Origin of the sequence: Gracilibacillus massiliensis (assembly GCF_001458115.1) — a bacterium.
In the GTDB taxonomy this organism is placed as follows: Bacteria; Bacillota; Bacilli; order Bacillales; family Amphibacillaceae; genus Gracilibacillus; species Gracilibacillus massiliensis.
Genome location: NZ_CZRP01000013.1, coordinates 1,453,276 through 1,471,506, shown reverse-complemented (window position 1 = coordinate 1,471,506; position 18,231 = coordinate 1,453,276). Strand labels below are relative to the sequence as shown.

Annotated in this window: 16 protein-coding genes and 1 riboswitch; of the genes, 10 read left to right on the top strand and 6 right to left on the bottom strand. The window is 37.8% G+C overall.

From position 1 onward, the window contains the following. The first annotated feature begins 68 nt into the window (after nt 1-68). The 3 genes from BN3107_RS18710 (at nt 69) to BN3107_RS18700 (ending at nt 2,721) form a co-directional block, all read left to right on the top strand. Nucleotides 69-1,025 (top strand): LytTR family transcriptional regulator DNA-binding domain-containing protein, encoded by a 957-nt coding sequence (locus BN3107_RS18710; protein ID WP_058309132.1) that lies wholly within the window; start codon nt 69-71, stop codon nt 1,023-1,025. Between the two features lie 152 nt (nt 1,026-1,177). Further along, entirely contained in the window at nt 1,178-2,026 is an 849-nt protein-coding gene (locus BN3107_RS18705) for an ABC transporter ATP-binding protein (RefSeq protein WP_058309131.1), read from the top strand. Continuing rightward, nucleotides 2,026-2,721, top strand: a complete 696-nt coding sequence (locus BN3107_RS18700; protein WP_058309130.1) for an ABC transporter permease — start codon at nt 2,026-2,028, stop codon at nt 2,719-2,721. The genes BN3107_RS18705 and BN3107_RS18700 overlap by 1 nt, the downstream gene beginning before the upstream one ends. 178 nt (nt 2,722-2,899) lie before the next feature. Here BN3107_RS18700 and BN3107_RS18695 read toward each other — a convergent pair whose 3' ends face one another. Together BN3107_RS18695 and BN3107_RS18690 are read right to left on the bottom strand one after the other, a co-directional pair. Then, a complete protein-coding gene (locus tag BN3107_RS18695) occupies nt 2,900-3,760 on the bottom strand; it encodes an RNA polymerase sigma-70 factor (protein ID WP_058309129.1) in 861 nt (286 codons plus the stop codon). Continuing rightward, complete coding sequence (locus BN3107_RS18690) at nt 3,750-5,036, bottom strand: FAD-dependent oxidoreductase (protein ID WP_058309128.1); 1,287 nt, start codon at nt 5,034-5,036, stop codon at nt 3,750-3,752. Before BN3107_RS18690 ends, BN3107_RS18695 begins: the two co-directional genes overlap by 11 nt. Before the next feature lie 54 nt (nt 5,037-5,090). Here BN3107_RS18690 and BN3107_RS18685 point away from each other — a divergent pair, with 54 nt between their 5' ends. The 3 genes from BN3107_RS18685 to ilvD all read left to right on the top strand — a co-directional run bounded on the left by BN3107_RS18685 (nt 5,091) and on the right by ilvD (nt 7,883). Continuing rightward, nucleotides 5,091-5,315: a hypothetical protein gene (locus BN3107_RS18685; RefSeq protein WP_148434782.1), complete on the top strand. Its 225-nt coding sequence runs from the start codon at nt 5,091-5,093 to the stop codon at nt 5,313-5,315. A 101-nt stretch (nt 5,316-5,416) separates the two neighbouring features. After that, entirely contained in the window at nt 5,417-6,091 is a 675-nt protein-coding gene (locus BN3107_RS18680) for a FadR/GntR family transcriptional regulator (RefSeq protein ID WP_058309126.1), read from the top strand. A 121-nt stretch (nt 6,092-6,212) separates the two neighbouring features. Further along, on the top strand, nt 6,213-7,883 hold the full coding sequence (ilvD, locus tag BN3107_RS18675) for a dihydroxy-acid dehydratase (RefSeq protein ID WP_058309125.1): 1,671 nt from the start codon (nt 6,213-6,215) through the stop codon (nt 7,881-7,883). Nucleotides 7,884-7,958: 75 nt separating this feature from the next. Here ilvD and BN3107_RS18670 read toward each other — a convergent pair whose 3' ends face one another. Then, nucleotides 7,959-8,504, bottom strand: coding sequence for a hypothetical protein (locus BN3107_RS18670; protein ID WP_058309124.1), 546 nt, complete (start codon nt 8,502-8,504; stop codon nt 7,959-7,961). 411 nt (nt 8,505-8,915) lie between these two features. On the opposite strand from BN3107_RS18670, the gene BN3107_RS18665 reads away from it, so the two are divergent. Together BN3107_RS18665 and BN3107_RS18660 are read left to right on the top strand one after the other, a co-directional pair. Continuing rightward, nucleotides 8,916-10,076, top strand: coding sequence for a ParM/StbA family protein (locus BN3107_RS18665; RefSeq protein ID WP_058309123.1), 1,161 nt, complete (start codon nt 8,916-8,918; stop codon nt 10,074-10,076). A gap of 9 nt (nt 10,077-10,085) precedes the next feature. Beyond that, nucleotides 10,086-10,667, top strand: coding sequence for a hypothetical protein (locus BN3107_RS18660; protein ID WP_058309122.1), 582 nt, complete (start codon nt 10,086-10,088; stop codon nt 10,665-10,667). An 80-nt stretch (nt 10,668-10,747) separates the two neighbouring features. Here BN3107_RS18660 and BN3107_RS18655 read toward each other — a convergent pair whose 3' ends face one another. Further along, a complete protein-coding gene (locus tag BN3107_RS18655) occupies nt 10,748-11,197 on the bottom strand; it encodes a staygreen family protein (protein WP_058309121.1) in 450 nt (149 codons plus the stop codon). Nucleotides 11,198-11,372: 175 nt separating this feature from the next. On the opposite strand from BN3107_RS18655, the gene BN3107_RS18650 reads away from it, so the two are divergent. Then, nucleotides 11,373-12,362 (top strand): aldo/keto reductase, encoded by a 990-nt coding sequence (locus tag BN3107_RS18650; RefSeq protein ID WP_058309120.1) that lies wholly within the window; start codon nt 11,373-11,375, stop codon nt 12,360-12,362. A 129-nt stretch (nt 12,363-12,491) separates the two neighbouring features. On the opposite strand, the gene BN3107_RS18645 is transcribed toward BN3107_RS18650, so the two are convergent. Both BN3107_RS18645 and BN3107_RS18640 read right to left on the bottom strand, forming a co-directional pair. Then, the gene (locus tag BN3107_RS18645) at nt 12,492-12,938 is read right to left on the bottom strand and encodes an OsmC family protein (protein WP_058309119.1); all 447 of its coding nucleotides are present in this window, start codon (nt 12,936-12,938) and stop codon (nt 12,492-12,494) included. A gap of 109 nt (nt 12,939-13,047) precedes the next feature. Continuing rightward, a riboswitch (SAM riboswitch) is annotated at nt 13,048-13,152 on the bottom strand. Between the two features lie 133 nt (nt 13,153-13,285). Next, nucleotides 13,286-14,185 carry a ferritin family protein gene (locus BN3107_RS18640; protein WP_058309118.1) on the bottom strand — a complete coding sequence of 300 codons (900 nt, stop codon included), beginning with the start codon at nt 14,183-14,185 and terminating at the stop codon, nt 13,286-13,288. An 851-nt stretch (nt 14,186-15,036) separates the two neighbouring features. On the opposite strand from BN3107_RS18640, the gene BN3107_RS18635 reads away from it, so the two are divergent. Continuing rightward, nucleotides 15,037-18,228 carry a carbohydrate binding domain-containing protein gene (locus BN3107_RS18635; protein WP_058309117.1) on the top strand — a complete coding sequence of 1,064 codons (3,192 nt, stop codon included), beginning with the start codon at nt 15,037-15,039 and terminating at the stop codon, nt 18,226-18,228. Nucleotides 18,229-18,231: the final 3 nt, after the last annotated feature.

Sequence of the window (18,231 nt, the reverse complement as noted above, 5' to 3'; positions counted from 1 at the left end):
TAGCAATTATAATGTTATACTATGGTAAATGATTACATCGATTTTACAGTGAAAAAGGAGTTAGCAAGATGACGAGTTATAAATTAAATTATGAAACTGTGAAAAGTGAAATACTACCACCGATTTCGCTTCACTTGCATGATTCACATACCACTGCAATATACAGTGATACAGATATGCAGGCAGAGTTAATAGATAAAATCCTTCGTAATGGGGATATAACCATCTTTGACCGCAAGGATGGATTATATGAGCGGTTAACCGTAGGCGATAATGTGACGTTCTACCATAAATGGTTTGGCTGTACAATTCCGTTGCCTGAAATTTTGGTAATGTTCGAGTTGCATACATGCACTAAAAAACCTTTAAGGAAATGCACCCATTCTGAACTTGCTCGTGTATATTATGCAAGATACTTTATGACGAATACGTATCCTAAGGTATTTCAAGAGCCTATTCAAGGTGTCGATATCAAAACGATCAATATTTTTCTTAACATGCTGCAAAAGCTAACAGAAAATAAGACGCCAACACTTATTTTAGTATCCAATATGGAACATGCACTGTTACTAAGTGATGTTGCCTATCGCTTGCAGGACAAAGGTCTGCTGAAAATTGAAGTGGATGCGGAGGAGAAGGAAGAGGATACAGATGAGGAAGAACCAGCGCCAGCATTATCCACTGCAAAGTTATTCAAGGTTCCTGCAAAGATCGAGGATAAAGTGATTTTGTTCGACCCAACGGAAATTGATTATATTGAAAGCCAGGATGGTAAGGCAATGATTGTTGTTAATCACGAATCCTTTTCACTGGACTCAACACTTACTGAAATAGAAAAGACATTAGAAGTATATGGATTTTACCGCTGTCACCGATCCTACATCGTAAATCTGCAAAAAGTACGTGAAATTATTACCTGGTCAAAAAATACATACTCACTAAGGATCGATAACCAGGAAAAATCAACGATTCCGTTAGCTCGTACAAAAATTCAAGGAATCCAGGATATGTTCAACCTGAAATAAGTACAGTTCAACTTTTTTATGAAAAGGGGAGCCTTTTTTTAACGATAAAAGAGTACAATTGAACTTCTCTTTAGTACATCTCACCTTGATATTACTGCATTCAGAGGCAATCCGTTATACGATAGGTTCAGATCAGCAAAGGAGGAGTTCAATTGGAACACGCAATTAAAGTTACACAGCTTAGAAAGGTATTCAGTCAACATACAGCTATTGAAGATATCAGTTTCGCTGTGAAGCCAGGAGAAATTTTTGGATTATTAGGACCAAGCGGATCTGGCAAAACAACGACGATAAAGATCTTGACAGGTGAGCTTGGACAAACAGCAGGAGAGGTAAACGTATTAGATACAAATGCTAGGTCATTTGGTACAGCTGCATTTAAATCGAGAATCGGAATACTATCTGATAATAGTTCATTATATGAAAGGCTCACTGTCGATGATAATTTGAGGTTATTTTGTAAGTTATATGATGCGCCATTAGACCAAATTGACGTGATGCTGGATGAAGTGAATTTGAAAGACGCACGCAACAAAGTCGTATCCAAATTATCGAAAGGGATGAAGCAGCGAGTTTTGTTGGCAAAAGCACTAATTCATCGTCCTGAACTCATCTTTTTAGATGAACCTACTTCCGCTTTGGATCCTGGCAATATGGCACATATCCATCGTGGGTTGCAGAAATTAAATGAAGCAGGAACAACGATTTTTATAACCACACATGATATGGAGGAAGCAACAGAATTGTGTCACCGTGTGGCCTTTTTGAACAACGGTAGTATACAGGAATTAGGAAGCCCAGAGGATCTGCGTTATAAATATTCGACACATGCTTTTCACATTGAAACGTTCGATGGTGAGCGTTTGGTAATTGAAAATGAGGCCGAGAATGCGAATGAAATAAGAGATCTAGTTGCAAGCGGTCAAGTAAAAGCGATCCATTCAGACAATCCGACACTTGGTCAGATCTTCTTAAAAGTAACCGGGAAGGAGCTGGTATAATGAATACACAACGTATAGGTGCCATTTTTGAAAAAGATTTAAAAGATTTCATGAAGAATATGATGCTTTTGACGATGCCAATCATCCCTATTATCTTAGCGTTAATTTACAGTCGATTGGGTGATGGAGAAGGTCTTCCGATCCCGATGTTATATTTAATTGTCGGTGTCACCTTTTCTTCTGTAACAGCGAGCTCGATGATGACGATGATGGCGGAGGAAAATGAGAAGAAGACATTACGAGGGCTGATGCTGTCACCAGCTTCATTTATGGATATCATCATTGGTAAAAGTCTAGTAGTCGGACTCATGACGTTGATAGCATTAATGATCTCTCTAGTACTTGTCGGCATTGATCCATTCTTGAATGTACAGGCAATCATCGGGTTAATCCTATTATTTCTATTCTTTTTATTCTTGGGAATTGGAATCGGATTATTCACAAATTCCATTGCTGCCACATCTGCCTATTTAATGCCGGTTATGTTTTTATTTGGATTCACACCGATGATTGATTTTCTCGGTCTCGGCGAAGACAATATCGCCATCACAATAGCGAATTACTTTCCAATCATGCAGTTAATCGACATGCACGACACGAATTCATGGACACCGATAGGAATTGTAGCGATATGGACGCTTGCTGCCGCGATATTTACTTATATCTGTTTTAAAAAAGAACGAATGGATGACTAAGTGAAAAGGTAAATTTACTACTGGCAGGCAGACATATTCTGTATAAGTGAATACGTCTGCCGTTTTTTGGTCAGAAAAGAAGATAGGTAACGGATATAAATCTTTCATTATTCGCCACTCCTGGTCAGATATTAGATTTTACAGTTTAGTAGATGAGAGGCTCCATTTTGCTTAATGATTAAGAACTAAATAGCTTATCAGGATTCATAGTGATGTAAATTTCATTAATAGTTTCATCCTGAATATAAAAGTTGATGATACTCTGCAACTTGCCATACATATAAATTAAAATGGCTGGCTGTTGATTGACGGTCTTTACATGGAACTGAAAATCTGCCGGTGCTTTTTTGGAGATGCCAAACAGAAAAGCGAGCACATTGGAGAAGGATTCAATAGGACGTACAGCAGCATGAACCTTTCCACCCCCATCAGAAAACAGTGTAACCTTTTCTGAAATGAGCTCTAATAACACATTGGTATTCTGTTTTTGAAATGCTTCAATAAAACGGTTAACAAGATTCTTATTCCTTTCGTAATCCAAACTTTCTCCTTCTACTGCTGAGATTTTTTGCTTAGCCCTACTAAAGATTTTTCTGCAGTTTTCCTCTTTCTTTTCGATGGTGTTTGCAATTTCTGCATATGGGAAATCAAAAACCTCCCTTAAAAGCAGGACTGCTCGTTCATCAGGTTTTAGATGCTCCATCATCCTTAGATAAGCAACACTTAATCCTTCCTTCTGCAGTAATAATTCAGATGGATCAATCGCATGTAAGTGATCCAGCATTAATGGTTCAGGGTTCCAGGGACCAATATAATCATTTCGTCGTGAACTGGACTTCAAAAGATCAAGACAGCGGTTCGTCATCATTTTGCAAAGATATGCTTTTTTGTTTTCTATGTTTTCTTCATTGATTAAGGAAGCTTTTAAAAACGTTTCCTGTAACATATCTTCTGTCTCCACAACGGAACCTAGTAACCTGTAACCTAAAGAAAATAACAATGGTTTGTAATGCTGATATTCTTCATTACTAATTAGCACGTTTTTCCCTCTTTTCATTTAAAATAAGTTCCTCTGCAGCTTGTTTTCCGCTGCTGACTGCTCCTTCTGCCAATATCGAGTCAGAAGAAGCCCAATCTCCTGCTAGATATATGCGTGGAAGGGAAGATTTAAGAGCTGACAATTTCTGTTTATCTCCTAATTGTGGCAGGCGTTGATTGACTGTTATATGAGGGAGAAAACGTTTTGTTATCAAATATTGCTTCCACCCTGGCTGCAGTTTATCTAAAAATTGCTCTAGTAATATATTATCATGGGTACTATCAATCTGCTCATCTGGATGGTGATATTTAAATACATGGAGAACGACATTATTGGAATTTTCAGAGAGTCTGGCATAGGCAGAGTGCACCGCATAATAGAGTGGATCAGAAATATCCATTGCAAAGAGCTTCTTTGGAATAGGAAGCTGAGATAATGCAACATCTAATGCCGCACCTTTTATTGCGGTCATTTCGTTGAGAAAGCTGATATTCTTATCGAGGAACATTCCTTCGAGTTCTTGTGGACCAGCTGTCCAAATCACATTTCCCGCTATAATTTCTTCGTTCGAGGAGGTAACCAATTTGACTTGATCCTCCTCTTTCAGCAGTTCTATTTGTCTGACGGCTGTTTGGGTCTGAACCTGAACACCTGATAGAATTGCTTTGTTGTGAAGCTGGTCAATGATTGTTTGCCAACCACCATCCAGATAAAGTACCCCCTTTGTAGCTATTTTAATATGGGAGATCATTACTTTAGCACTCATTTTTTCTGGCGCATGACTGTATGTGGCGAGTCTGCCAAGCGTGTATAATAATTGCTCCACCTTTTTAGAATGAGTAACATCACTCACCCACTGGGAATAGGTTTTCTTTTCCAGTTTGTCCGGGTTTACGCTCATTATCTTTAATAAAAGTCTCATCCATTCAATACGTTCTTTCCCATTTAAAAGCTTTGTTGTAAAAAGATTCAGAGGTGTAAATGGAGCAGGGTATTCAAGGTTATTCTCTATTAGGTTGCCATCTAATTTAGGTGATTGACCATGAAGCGTGATGTTTAATTCTTTAAGAATAGTACTTGCCTTTCCATTTTTATAAAGCGCATGCGGTCCTAAGTTTAAATATTGCTGCTTTACCTTATTTGTCCTGGCTCTACCACCCACTACTTTTCCCTTCTCTAAGAGCAATACAGATAAGTCTGTTCTTGCTGCATAATTAGCTGCCACATAACCAGATAATCCACCACCGACAATAACAACATCCCAATTATGATTCATAAGAAAACCTCCTAAAGATAAATTCATCAAACAAGACGATAAAGTTTAATATTTGTGACACATGGGGACGGTTCTACTGTTTCATTCATGATAAGGAATATCCACACGTTAACCGAACAAGAAGCGACTGATTTTCAATACCAACGCAAACGCTTTGCCAAACACGCACGCAAAAAAGTAATGACAACAGATAAATGGTTGCATCATGCCTACTTCCAAGATCATGAGCCAGCAGTTATTGATCGCTTAGGGCAGACAGAGCAGCTGGATTTGTTTTAGTGACTAGAAAAGATAGCTTTTGATCGATAGCTGTCCTTAACATGTCTGTCCCATTGTACAACCTGTGCTATACTTGAAAGAAAAGATATTAATGGGGTTTTATGATGCAAAAACGACTATCTGATAGTGTAGCAGATGACTTAATGTCAATGATTACAATAGAGAAAAGGTTTCTTCCAGGTGATAAGCTTCCGAATGAAAATGAATTATCAGAAGAACTAAATATCAGCAGAACAACACTTCGCGAAGCGATTCGCATATTAGTTACCAATGGTGTAGTGGAGATTAGAAGAGGGAAAGGCACCTATATAAAAGATGATATTGATCCGGAAAATTTAGAATCTTTAAGCTTTCTTACCGATGCTAAAATTAATGCGAAGGACTTATACGAGATGCGCTTAATTTTTGAACCAGAGGCAGCTTATTATGCAACAATTCGAGCGAGCGATATGGAATTAAAGCGTATTTTAGAGTATGGAAAACAAATAGAGCAAAGAATTAAACGGAAAGAAGATCGGACCGACGTAGAACAAAATTTTCATAAATCGATCGTAAAGGCAACGCATAATGAGTTTATGGAAAAGTTAATGCCCGTTATTTATCAAGCGATCGATAAGGGCGTGATTCTCTCTCAAAAAAAAGAGCTCGCTATTAAAGATACGATAAACGATCACAAGATGATTATGGAATTTATGAAAAATCGCAACCCAGAAGGGGCAAGAAGTGCAATGAAAATTCATATATTGCATGCGATGGATGAATTAGGAATTGAATAAGAGTTAAATGGAGACATCTTGGTAATTGCCAAGGTGTCTTTTTTAGATCATACAACTAATTTGACAGCAGACAACATACAATATAAAATACATTATACAACGAAGAGAGGTGTGAGTAAAAATGAGAAGAAGTGATACGATTAAAATGGGGGTAGATCGTGCTCCTCATCGTAGTCTTTTGTATGCTACGGGGAAAGTGAAAACCAAGGATTTAGGTAAACCGTTTATCGGTGTTTGTAACTCTTATATTGATATTATTCCTGGTCATGTCCATTTACGTGAATTTGCCGAGGTCGTAAAAGAAGCGATCATTGAAGCAGGTGGTATTCCATTTGAGTTCAATACGATTGGGGTGGATGATGGCATTGCGATGGGACATATCGGTATGCGCTATTCCTTACCAAGTCGGGAACTAATTGCCGATAGTGCAGAAACCGTAATAAATGCACATTGGTTTGACGGAGTATTTTACATTCCAAACTGTGACAAAATCACACCTGGTATGTTAATGGCCGCTGCCCGTACAAATGTACCTTCTGTATTTGTTTCAGGTGGACCAATGGAAGCTGGTACAAGCTCTAGCGGTAAACAACTATCCTTGTCATCCGTTTTTGAAGGTGTTGGTGCCTATAAATCGGGTAAGATGACAGAAGAGGAATTTAAAGATATTGAGAACAATGCTTGTCCCACTTGTGGATCCTGCTCGGGAATGTTCACTGCCAATTCGATGAACTGTTTAATGGAAATGTTGGGCTTAGCATTACCTGGAAACGGTTCTGTAGTTGCTACAAGTGAAAAACGTAAAGAATTGATTTTCGAAGCTGCGAAACATCTTGTTCGCATGGTGGAAGAAGATGTAAAACCAAGAGATATCATCACAAAAGAAGCGATCGATGATGCATTTGCATTGGATATGGCGATGGGAGGATCTACTAATACCGTACTGCACACACTAGCCATTGCTAAAGAGGCAGGGATTGACTATAATCTCTCGGAAATAAACAATATTGCAGAACGTGTTCCTTATCTTGCAAAAATTATGCCTGCATCTGATATCTCCATGGATGATATAAATAAAGCTGGTGGTGTGAGTGCCATTATTAATGAGCTAACTAGGATTCCAGAAGCCATTCACCCAGACCGGTTAACGATTACTGGAAAGACAATGGGTGAGCTTGTTAGCGAGTATAAAATTACCAATAATCAAGTTATTCGCTCGAAAGATAACCCATACAGTCCTGTGGGCGGATTATCTATTTTATACGGAAATATTGCACCAGAAGGAGCGGTTATTAAAGTAGGTGCTGTTGATCCTAATATTAGTGTGTTTGAAGGAGAAGCAATCGTCTTTGAGTCTCAAGAGCAAGCACAAGAAGCGATAGATAATGGAGCTGTACGAGAAGGACATGTGTTAATTATCCGTTATGAAGGGCCAAAAGGCGGACCAGGAATGCCAGAGATGTTAGCACCTACATCAGCTATTATGGGACGTGGTTTAGGCAGTAGTGTAGCACTTTTAACAGATGGCCGTTTCTCAGGTGCTTCCCGTGGTATTTCAATTGGACATATCTCACCCGAAGCAGCAGAAGGTGGACCGATTGCGTTAATTGAAAATGGCGATAAAATTAGCATTAATTTGCCAAAAAGAACATTGCATGTAAACCTATCAGATCAAGAATTAGAAAAACGAAGAAAACAACTAAAACCTTTTGAACCAAAAATAAAAAACGGCTGGTTAGGCAGATACTCCAAACTAGTAACAAACGCATCCAATGGCGGCGTGATGGACTGAAACATGGGGACGGTTCTACTGTTTCACAAAGCTGAAGACATAACAGTCTTCAGCTTTGTTCATTGTTTAAAAATACTATTTCCATATATTCATATACTTTTTTCTGTATTTTTGGTCGTCAACTGTCTCAATTAGATTTAGGGCAGTTTGTTTGATGGTTTCATCATTAGAATAGTCATAGATATTTTTCATATTTTGCATGATGTCATTACGAATTAATGTATAGTTTTTTGCCTCTGTACCGTTTTCAAAACGATCCACCATATATTCCATCACCATTTCCTGTTGGGGCGTTCCAGCAATTCCGACTTTCCATATCGATTGAAGGCTGTGTCTGGCGGTGACAAACTTTTCATCTTTTGTTACTTCCCACAACTTCGAAAAATCCTTCATCATCCTCATGTCTGGATCATTTTTAGCCAAATTAGCTAAATATTGGGCGGCACGAGAGCGCTGATGGTTATCTTTATGTGACAAGTCTTCTAGTAGCTGGTCCCACACCTCATATGCCCAATCCACTTTTTGATCTGTTGCTTTTAAAATAGTTTGATAAGCTTGAAAACGTTCCTCTTTGTCACCTGTTTTAGATTTTTCGAATTCTATTTTCATTTGATTATCCAATTAACATCACCTCATGTTTTATAGATTTGTGAGTAAATCTGTAATCTCAATCTATCCTACAAGTATAACATTCAGAATAAAACGATTCATTCACATTTTTTATTGTAAAAGTAACCGCAATAGATTACATATACATTACCGTATACATGTAAACAAAGTAGCACACACTGCTTGCATAAAAGGTTTACAAGTACACAAAACCGTAAACATGTTGAGATGAAAGAATGTATACAAATATTGCATACATCTGATGCAAAAATGTATACAAATTCGCTACTTTTCAAAAAGATTACGATTATCTTTCTTTTCAACGAAAGGCATTGATGAAAGCCTTGATATCACATATCCTTTTTCTAAGACTTTTATTATAAATAGAAGTCTGAATGTAAAAGGTAGAAAGGATGGAAACATATGAGTCAATCAAGAATAGCAGCAATTGATGTGGGAAATGATTCCGTTAAGGCGATATTTGGAGAAATGGAAAGAGAGTTCAATCTGCCAAATATTATGGCTAGAGATACGGAAGACCGTCCTGTAATCGGAATAGAAGAATTAGACCAAAAGGATCCTATAGAAGGGTTACATATTCGTATACATTCACCTGCATTGAAAGAAAACAATGCGATTTATCGGGTAGGACATTTAGCGGCAAAAGCAAGCAATTCAACAGAGCTTGATCCAGGTAGCAGTAAATCCCAGGAAGACCAAACATTAGTCATGCTTTTTGCGACGATAGCATTAGATGCAGTAAATGCCTTTAAACTAAATAGTAATCAAGTGATTGATGCCAATTATACGTTGGGAACAGGTTTGCCTTTGCGTGAAGTAAAAGAAGGAAAAGATGCAGGGTATCGCTCCAAGCTGATCGGTTCTGTTCATCAGGTCGAATTTTTAGTTACTCCCCAACACCAAGGTAAAAAAGTGAACATAAAGTTTGATGAAGCGAAAGTATATCCGGAAGGGTTTGCCGCGTTTATCAATCTTGTGATGGATCAGGATTTAAAAATTATCAATAAGAAATTGATTGACAAACAAATCTTAATTCAAGATATTGGTGGTTTATCAACAGATATAGCAGTAATTAAAAATAGAACCGTTGATGATGATAAAGCCCAAGGGTTTAATCTTGGTGTGTCCGAGTCGCTTGAGCTTATCCGGGAAGAAATATTCTCAAAACATGGTGTCGAATTAGACAGTCGTCGTGACGTCGTGGACATTATTACTAGAAAAAATGACCGTAATCATATAATGGTAAAAGGGAGCAGAACGAACGTCCATGAATCCACAGATCGAATTTTATTAGAATTAGCGAAGAAACAATACCGATTGTTGCGAAATGTATGGCAAAAAAATTCACAAACAGAAATTTGTTATTTTGTGGGTGGTGGATCGAATGTATTAAAAGAATACTTGAAAACATTAAACAATAATTTAGACGGATATAACATTGAATTTTTTGAAGATGAAAAGGAAAGCATATGGATGATGGCAAATGCTTATTATAAACTGATTGCGGAACATATCAAGAAGTCTGGTAAGAAGGAAGAGAAAAAAGTCTCACAACAATCATAAGGTGATTATATGAAGAAAAATAACCAAGTCAATAGAGGTCAAACAATATCATTTCGGATACCATCAGATACACCTGATTATATTCTAAAGGAATTGCAGCGTTTAAAAGAAATAGAGCGTCGTAACTTTTCCAGTAAAATAGCTGAGTTTGTCATAAAAGGTGTCAACGAGGGAACTTCGAAAGAGCAGGAAACCATTACAGTGCCTATTCCTAAACGTTTAACCAAAGCACAACGTAATTGGATTAAACATGAACATTCTGAAGCGTTGTTAGGAAGTATCATGTACCAGCTCCTGAATGATCCGGTTCGTTCCACTTCCTTGTTAGCGTCACTAAACAGCAATGCAACAGATATCGATGAAGCACTCTATCTACAGGAAGAACCTCCAGAGGAAGCAGATAGGCAAGAACCTTTGGAAGATGAAAACAAGGAAATCCCTTCAAGTAACCAAGAACCAGAAGATGATTTAGATTCAATTGATTGGAATCAAGCATTAAATCAAAACCGCGACACCAACGAACCCGAAGAAACCGAAGACGAAGACCTCGATGATCTGTTAGGAGACTTTTTGGATAAAATGAATAAATGAAACATGGGGACGGTTCTCGTGTTTCATATGAATAGAATATAACTAAAACTAGGTAGAAGGAAAAGCTTCTACCTAGTTTTTTAATAAACATCGAAAGTCCCCCAGTTTTCTTGTCTTGCAAACTGTGGGTAGGCGGATATAAAGTTAACGATGATGAAAGATTGATTTAAGTGTGGGTGTTTGTTGAATAAAGCTCTATCTCCGTATCGAATAGCGGTTAAGGCAAGTGGTAATTCACGTACAAATATTTCATTACGTTTTGTGGCTGCATTTATGTCATATTCGCCTTGATCAATATAGAGGTGAACACAATAATAAAAGGTATTTCCACTCTTGTGTCTCCATTCACCTAAGACTTCATCTCTCATTTCATTTATATTTTCCCAGGCATACTGAATGCCAATCGTTAAAAAAAGCTCTCCGGTAACATCAGAGTGTGTAAGGGTGTATTTTCTAGGAATAACTGGTGTGGTAGCTGTGACATCACCAGTGTAGATAACAAATAATTTTTCGGGGTTAAAATCACTCAAGTAATCAACTCCTATCTGTTAATTACTTAATAAATATGATCATTTTCATTTTTTCATACTTAAAAAGTAAAGGTGGGTTAATCAAACGATTGAGCAGACAACTTCTTCATGTTTAATCCAGGGTGAAAGTGGAAAATGATTCATATAGCTTCATAATTGAAGGAGGAATTAATAGATGATGACATTAGAGCAAGCGCTTAATCATAAAGTAGGTTACGGCACAGCACCATTAGGTAATATGTTCAGAGACGTGCCAGAAGAGGAAGCACAGAAAACGATACAAACCGCATGGGATCAGGGGATTCGTTATTTTGATACTGCCCCTTTTTATGGAGCAGGCTTAGCAGAAATGCGATTAGGCGAGGCGTTGTCAAAATATGATCGGGATGACTATTTAATAGGCACAAAAGTGGGACGTTATATGACGGATGAAAAAGAAGAAAAGGAAGGCATTTTCCAATATGGTCGACAAAATAAAATAATTACGGACTATTCAGAGGAAGCTACCCTAAAATCGATTGAGCAAAGTCTAGAACGGTTAAATACAGACCGCTTGGATATAGTTTATGTGCATGATATTTCCCCGGATTTTCATGGCGATGAATGGCTTGCCAAATTTGAAGAGGCTAGAAATGGTGCCTTTCGTGTCTTGAGTCGTCTGCGTGAAGAAGGGGTGATTCAATCCTGGGGAGTTGGTGTCAATACAACCGAACCCATTGAACTGGTGATGGACTTGGAGGAAGCTCAGCCTGATGTCTGTTTATCTGCCACGCAATACACGCTTTTACAGCATGAGCATTCCTTAGAGCGCATGATGCCAAAAGCGGAGGAAAAAGGAGTAGACATCATTGTAGGAAGTCCATTTAATTCTGGTGTGTTGCTTGGAGGAGATCATTTTAATTATGCAAAAGCTGATGCTGAGATATTGAATAAAGTGAAACAGCTAAAAGAAATTGCTGAAAGCCATGACGTAAGCTTAAAAGCAGCAGCATTACAATTTTCAACGGCACATCCTGCAGTAAAAGCAGTCATTCCTGGCTCTACTCGCCCAGAACATAATGCACAAGATGTCGAAATGATTAAAAAAGAGATCCCACAATCTTTTTGGAGAGAATTAGTGGATAAAGGATTTATATCAGCTCAAGCGCCATTACCGACTAAATGAAACATGGGGACGGTTCTACTGTTTCATAAAGCTGAAGATTTTTATGGCTTCAGCTTGCTTTATATATATTGGGATTATTTCCATATTTTTTCGACAGGTGCCTGGCACCTGTCGAAGTTAAAATAACCATTATGCTTTTTTATTAACTTGATAAGAAGAAGTGAAATTCACTGTATTTTCAATCGTATCTCCTACAGGGCAATGAGCTTCAAGGAACTTCACAAACTCCGCTACTTTTTCCTCAGAGGCACTGGTTTTAATAAAGTAAGTTGCTCGAATATCTGAGTAACCTGGACGTACATCTGCTTTATCAAAGAAACCATCTAAATTGATATCACCTTCTAATTCTACTTTAAAATCTATTAGATCAATATCAAATTTTTCTGCATAGGTACGTGCCACAATCGATTGGCAAGATCCTAAGGCAGAGAGTAAAAGTTCTACTGGGTTCATTGCTTCGTCCTTACCGCCTAGTGAAGCAGGCTCATCAACTAGAACGCGATGTTGCCGTGCAGAATTCTCCACTAAATAATTTTCCTTTAACTGTGAACTTGCTTTAAATGTTTGAATTGACATGTGATTCTCTCCCTTTTCAATCAATAGTTTTTTTATCACAACTCAATCCATAATAAAACCCCTTCTCACAAAGAACGAGAAGGGGTTGCTTATTCGGATGCAACGTATCTTCTCATCTTTAAGCATATCTATGCTTCTGAAATTGGCACCTTGCTTATAATAAGCGGTTGCCGAGAGTTCTTAGGGTCAGTCCCTCCCTCTCTCTGGATGAGTTGTAATCAATATGAAATTTAAGCAAATATACCATGTAGAGGATAAACTGTCAAACTACTATTTCACAGTTTACAAAAAAGCAAGCACAATAAATTATTGAAATGACATAATCGCCCCGTCATACAATAATGAAATTAATTTCGAGCTAGCCCTCTTTCAAATGCTGCTAAATGGTTTAAGGAAGCATTGCGAAGTTGAGTAAAAACAGTTCTTACATCATTAGAAATATTTAATGATAAGAACCTTTCATACATAGCTATGTTATCTATTTCTCCTTGAACACCAGCAGCATATGCAGCCTTAAGGTTTTCCGGAGTTGTCACAAAGGATGCCGAAATATCATTTGGTAAGGATACTTGATAACGTTCAAAAAGTGGTAATAATGCACTGATATGTCTTAATTCAGCTTCCCTAATTTGTACAAACGTTGGAATGTTACCAAATGTTCCGATAATGTTATTGTATCTCGCCTGAGCCAAGTACTCATCTTGAAGAGCGTAGGTTAACATTTGAGATAAAGATAATGAAGGAGCATTTAAAGCACCAATCGCCCCATAATCCTCGATTTGCCTTTGAACAGGTTGTATTGACGGATTATTTGATTGAAAAAATAAAAACCATACCGCATGATTTTGTTCATCCGATGCCGCACGCCGGAATCGATCTTTAATAGTGGGATGCTCTGCTCTATCAGAGATGTTCAAATAAAAATCAACCGTCTCTTGTTCATCTTTAAAAGCGAACTCAATACCTGTCTTGTAATTGTCAGGACATTGCTCGCTGATTTGATAAGATGGAGATTTCCCTGTCACTTGATAAAAAATGCTGCTAAATTCTTCGAGATGTCGTTTTTCATCATTCTGTATTTCTCGTATTTTGTCCCTTTCATCTTGTGTAGGTGCCATCTTCGCTAACTTCTCGTAACAAGCAATGGCACTATACTCAGCATTAATGGCTTGCTGGATATCTGTTATTAGCTGGGTATCCGATACACTTCGATAAAAATCATGATCATATGGTGGATTGGAATACATTGTTATCCTCCCTAAGTGGAATAGTCTATATATCTTATGACTGAAACATGGGGACGGTTCTACTGTTTCATAAATCTGAAGAATTTTGTGTCTTCAGCTTACTTTATATTAGTGTATAGTTTTTTCCTCCATACAATTTTCAAAGCGACATCATCATTTCCTGTTGGGACACTCAGGCAATTGTGACTTTCCTAATAGATTGCAAGCTGCCGCTAGCTGTAATGAATGTTTCATCTTTTGTTACTTCCCGCAGTTTAGGTGAATTATTGATCATTCACATTTCTGGGGATAAATCATCTATTTGTTGATCCCTACCTCATACGTCCAACCTACTTTTTCCTCCGTGGATTATAAAATGGTTTGAAAGGCTACATAAGGTTCATCTTTATTGCCTGATCTTTTTGAATTCTAACTTCATTTGATAATTCATTTAATTCTTCTCATTTTCTAAAAATTTACTAGTAAAAAGTTAAGATTTCATCATGAAGAGTGAAACACAAGAACCGTCCCCTGTGTTTCATGAATTTTTAAAAAAAGATTGAATTTTTTAAAATAATAGTTTAATATCATTAGTGAAACCGTTTTCCTTTGTGTTAACTGTTTTTTTGTTACCTATTTACTAACGCGTGTTAGTTAATTGTTAACAGCTGTTATGAAATGTTAGGTGAAAACTTTCAAAAACATCAACAATGTATAAACAAGCTCTGAGAACTCAAAAATTCTAGCCTTTTTCCAATTCCACTAATCGAATGGCCAAAATTGTGCACAATCGTTCCCCATTAAAGGAGGTGGTGTGTGTAAGCGCAATCTATATCAAAAAACCTTAAAAAAATTATTAGGAGGATAGGTTAATGATGAAGTTTAAAAAAATCAGCATTGTTTTACTAGCGGTTATTCTTATTGTTTCTAATTTTAGCTTTATCGGTAGTGTTTCCGCTAATGAAAATAATTCAGACGATTGGAAATTACGTTGGTCTGACGAATTTGATGGCAACGAAATAAATATGGATAACTGGAGTTATGATGTACCTACAAACGGCAGATGGAATGGTGAAATACAATCATATACGGAAAATAACGCTTTTATTGAAGATGGATCTCTTATTCTTGAAGCAAGAGACGAAGAGATTACGGAGGACGATGGGCAAACATATGACTACTCTTCTGCTAAGCTCATTACAAAAGGGAAACAAAACTGGACGTATGGGAAAGTGGAAGTAAGAGCAAAAATGCCTACTGGACAAGGGATTTGGCCAGCCATTTGGATGATGCCTGAAGATGAACCGTTTTATGGCACCTGGCCGGTAAGTGGAGAAATCGATATTATGGAATTGTTAGGACATGAACCGGACACCATCCATGGAACAGTACACTTTGGAGAACCACATCAGCAAATTCAAGGTACGTATCAGTTACCTGAAGGCCAAAGTTTTGGTGACGATTACCATGTATATAGCATAGAGTGGGAGCCAGGTGAAATTAGATGGTATATCGATGGTGAATTATATCATACAGCAAATGACTGGTTTACGAAACACAATGACAATGCAGATGAATACACATACCCAGCTCCGTTTGATCAAGATTTCTTCTTAATTATGAATATTTCCGTTGGTGGGGGATGGCCAGGAAATCCAGATGAAACAACCGTCTTTCCACAACAAATGGCTGTTGATTATGTGAGGGTTTATGAGAAAGATGAATACCCGATCCATGAAAAGCCTATTAGTGAAGAGGAAGACCAAGTGAGAGAACCTCTTGAAGATGGAAATTATGTTTATAATGGGAGTTTTGACACGGATGACCCTGCTGTAGACGGCGTAGAAGGGGTTCCGAATACGGATTATTGGACATTCTCAAAAGCTGGAGGGGCTGAAGCTAGCCTTGCCGTGGATAATGATGTGTTGGATGTAAAGATAGAATCAGGTGGCAACGTTGAACATGGCGTACAGTTACTTCAAGACCCGATACACCTTGTTAAAGGAGCGAAGTATAAAGCCTCTTTCAAAGCAAAAGCAGACGCAGAAAGACCGTTAAAGGTGAAAATCGGTGCAGACGGTGATCGCAGTTGGGTCGATTATGCGGGTAAAGATCCGTTCACGATCACGTCAACTTGGGAAGAATATGAGTTTGAGTTTACGATGGAACATGCAACAGATGTGAAAGCCCGCTATGAATTTAATATGGGACTTAACGACAGCAGTATCTCACTTAATGATGTCAGGCTAGAAAAAATCGCGGATCCAGATCCAGTTGATCCTTCAGAAATAGTAAGGGAACCCCTCCCAACAGGAAACTACATCTATAATGGTACGTTTGATCAAGGTGCTGGAAGAATGGGATATTGGGAATTCAATACCGATGAAACCGCCGAGGCAACCAAATATATTGGAAGTGCAGTAGATGAACGAAGATTTGAGACACGCATTACCGATGGTGGTGACAATGCTGATTCTGTGCAGTTAAGACAAAGTGATTTCAGATTAGAAAAAGATAGACAGTATCAGCTAACGTTTGACGCAAGTTCAGAAACGGAAAGAGATATTCAAGTAGCCATTAAAAACACTGAATCGGAAGTAGTTTATGAAGAGACGATCCAATTAACAGAGACTACCAATGAATATACGGTCGATTTTGCGATGGAAGCTGAAAGCGATAATAATTCCCAGCTGCAGTTTAATATTGGCGGCAATGAGAACGATGTCTACATTGATAATGTATTTTTGAAAAAACAGCCATTAGAACAGGTAGAGGGAAACCTTATTAAAAACGGTATCTTTGACGGACTAGAAAGCTGGAGAGCAGAAGCATTTAACCCAGGTAAGGCAAATTTTGAAATAAATGAAGAGGGACAAGCAAAAGCAGCTATTACAGATATAGGAAGTGCTGATTGGAATATACAGTTATTTCAAAATGGAGTAGAAATCGAACAAGATGCTACCTATGAAGTATCGTTTGATGCAAAATCAACGGTTGATCGACCATTACGTTTACAAATTCAACATAATGGAGAAGAAGATGACGATTGGACAGGCTACTTTGATCAAACGGTTTCCTTAACAGACACAATGGAAACGTACACGTTCACATTTGATATGACAGAACCATCTGACCTTGCGGCTAAATTCGGTTTTGCTTTAGGAAAAGATGCGGAGGGATTGACTCCATCAGAAGCACATGATGTCGTTATTGACAATGTTTTATTGAAAAAGGTAGAAGATGAAGAAGAAGATACAGACGAACCAAATCCAGAGAAATCCGTAATTACCGATGTGAATGACTTAGAATTAGTTGATCATGTGTACAAAACAAATACAGCAACAAAAACGACAGTGGTAAACAAAGAAGTCATCGATCAATTGGATGAAAATGCTGCGGTTGCATTTACGTATCAAGGAGTTACAGCTACTGTTCCAGTAAGTGTGTTACAAACTGGGGAGGATATCACATTCGAATTTGGTGATGTATCGGAAGAAGTGAAAGAGAAAAATTCCGATGCAGTCAGTGAATTGTATGATTTCCGATTAACTTCAAATGGAGAAGCAATTGATTTTGATGAACCGATTACACTTACATTCACAGTGGATTCATCTAAGATAACGAATTGGGATGACTTACGAGTAATCTATATTAATGATGATGGTGAGAAAACAGACGAGGTCATTCAACCTGCTTCCTATGACAAAGACAACAAAAGAGTAGTTGCTGAAGTATCACACTTTAGTATTTATGGAGTATTTGAAGTGGAAGATACAGAGGAGCCGGTTACAGAAGATCCAGAAGCAGAGAACCCAGGCACAGAGGACCCAGTAACTGAAGATCCAGAGACAGATACAGATAACCCGAGTAACGACGGGACAGAAACAGACGAAGATAGTGAAGAAACAGAAGCTGGAGACAATCAAGGTTCTAATGATAATGACAGTGAAACCTTACCAGATACAGCGACTTCGCTATATAACTATCTATTAATTGGTCTATTAGTGCTTGCAGCTGGTATTTTCTTTTACGTTAGATCAAGAAAAAAAGTAACAGATAAATAGTAG

What these genes read in the sequence shown, in the direction of transcription:
- BN3107_RS18665 (WP_058309123.1), top strand. Translation starts at nt 8,916, where the DNA reads ATGAGTCAATCAAGAATAGCAGCAATTGATGTGGGAAATGATTCCGTT.
- BN3107_RS18680 (WP_058309126.1), top strand. Translation starts at nt 5,417, where the DNA reads ATGATGCAAAAACGACTATCTGATAGTGTAGCAGATGACTTAATGTCA.
- BN3107_RS18650 (WP_058309120.1), top strand. Translation starts at nt 11,373, where the DNA reads ATGATGACATTAGAGCAAGCGCTTAATCATAAAGTAGGTTACGGCACA.
- BN3107_RS18645 (WP_058309119.1), bottom strand. Translation starts at nt 12,938, where the DNA reads ATGTCAATTCAAACATTTAAAGCAAGTTCACAGTTAAAGGAAAATTAT.
- BN3107_RS18700 (WP_058309130.1), top strand. Translation starts at nt 2,026, where the DNA reads ATGAATACACAACGTATAGGTGCCATTTTTGAAAAAGATTTAAAAGAT.
- BN3107_RS18635 (WP_058309117.1), top strand. Translation starts at nt 15,037, where the DNA reads ATGATGAAGTTTAAAAAAATCAGCATTGTTTTACTAGCGGTTATTCTT.
- BN3107_RS18640 (WP_058309118.1), bottom strand. Translation starts at nt 14,185, where the DNA reads ATGTATTCCAATCCACCATATGATCATGATTTTTATCGAAGTGTATCG.
- BN3107_RS18690 (WP_058309128.1), bottom strand. Translation starts at nt 5,036, where the DNA reads ATGAATCATAATTGGGATGTTGTTATTGTCGGTGGTGGATTATCTGGT.
- ilvD (WP_058309125.1), top strand. Translation starts at nt 6,213, where the DNA reads ATGAGAAGAAGTGATACGATTAAAATGGGGGTAGATCGTGCTCCTCAT.
- BN3107_RS18660 (WP_058309122.1), top strand. Translation starts at nt 10,086, where the DNA reads ATGAAGAAAAATAACCAAGTCAATAGAGGTCAAACAATATCATTTCGG.
- BN3107_RS18710 (WP_058309132.1), top strand. Translation starts at nt 69, where the DNA reads ATGACGAGTTATAAATTAAATTATGAAACTGTGAAAAGTGAAATACTA.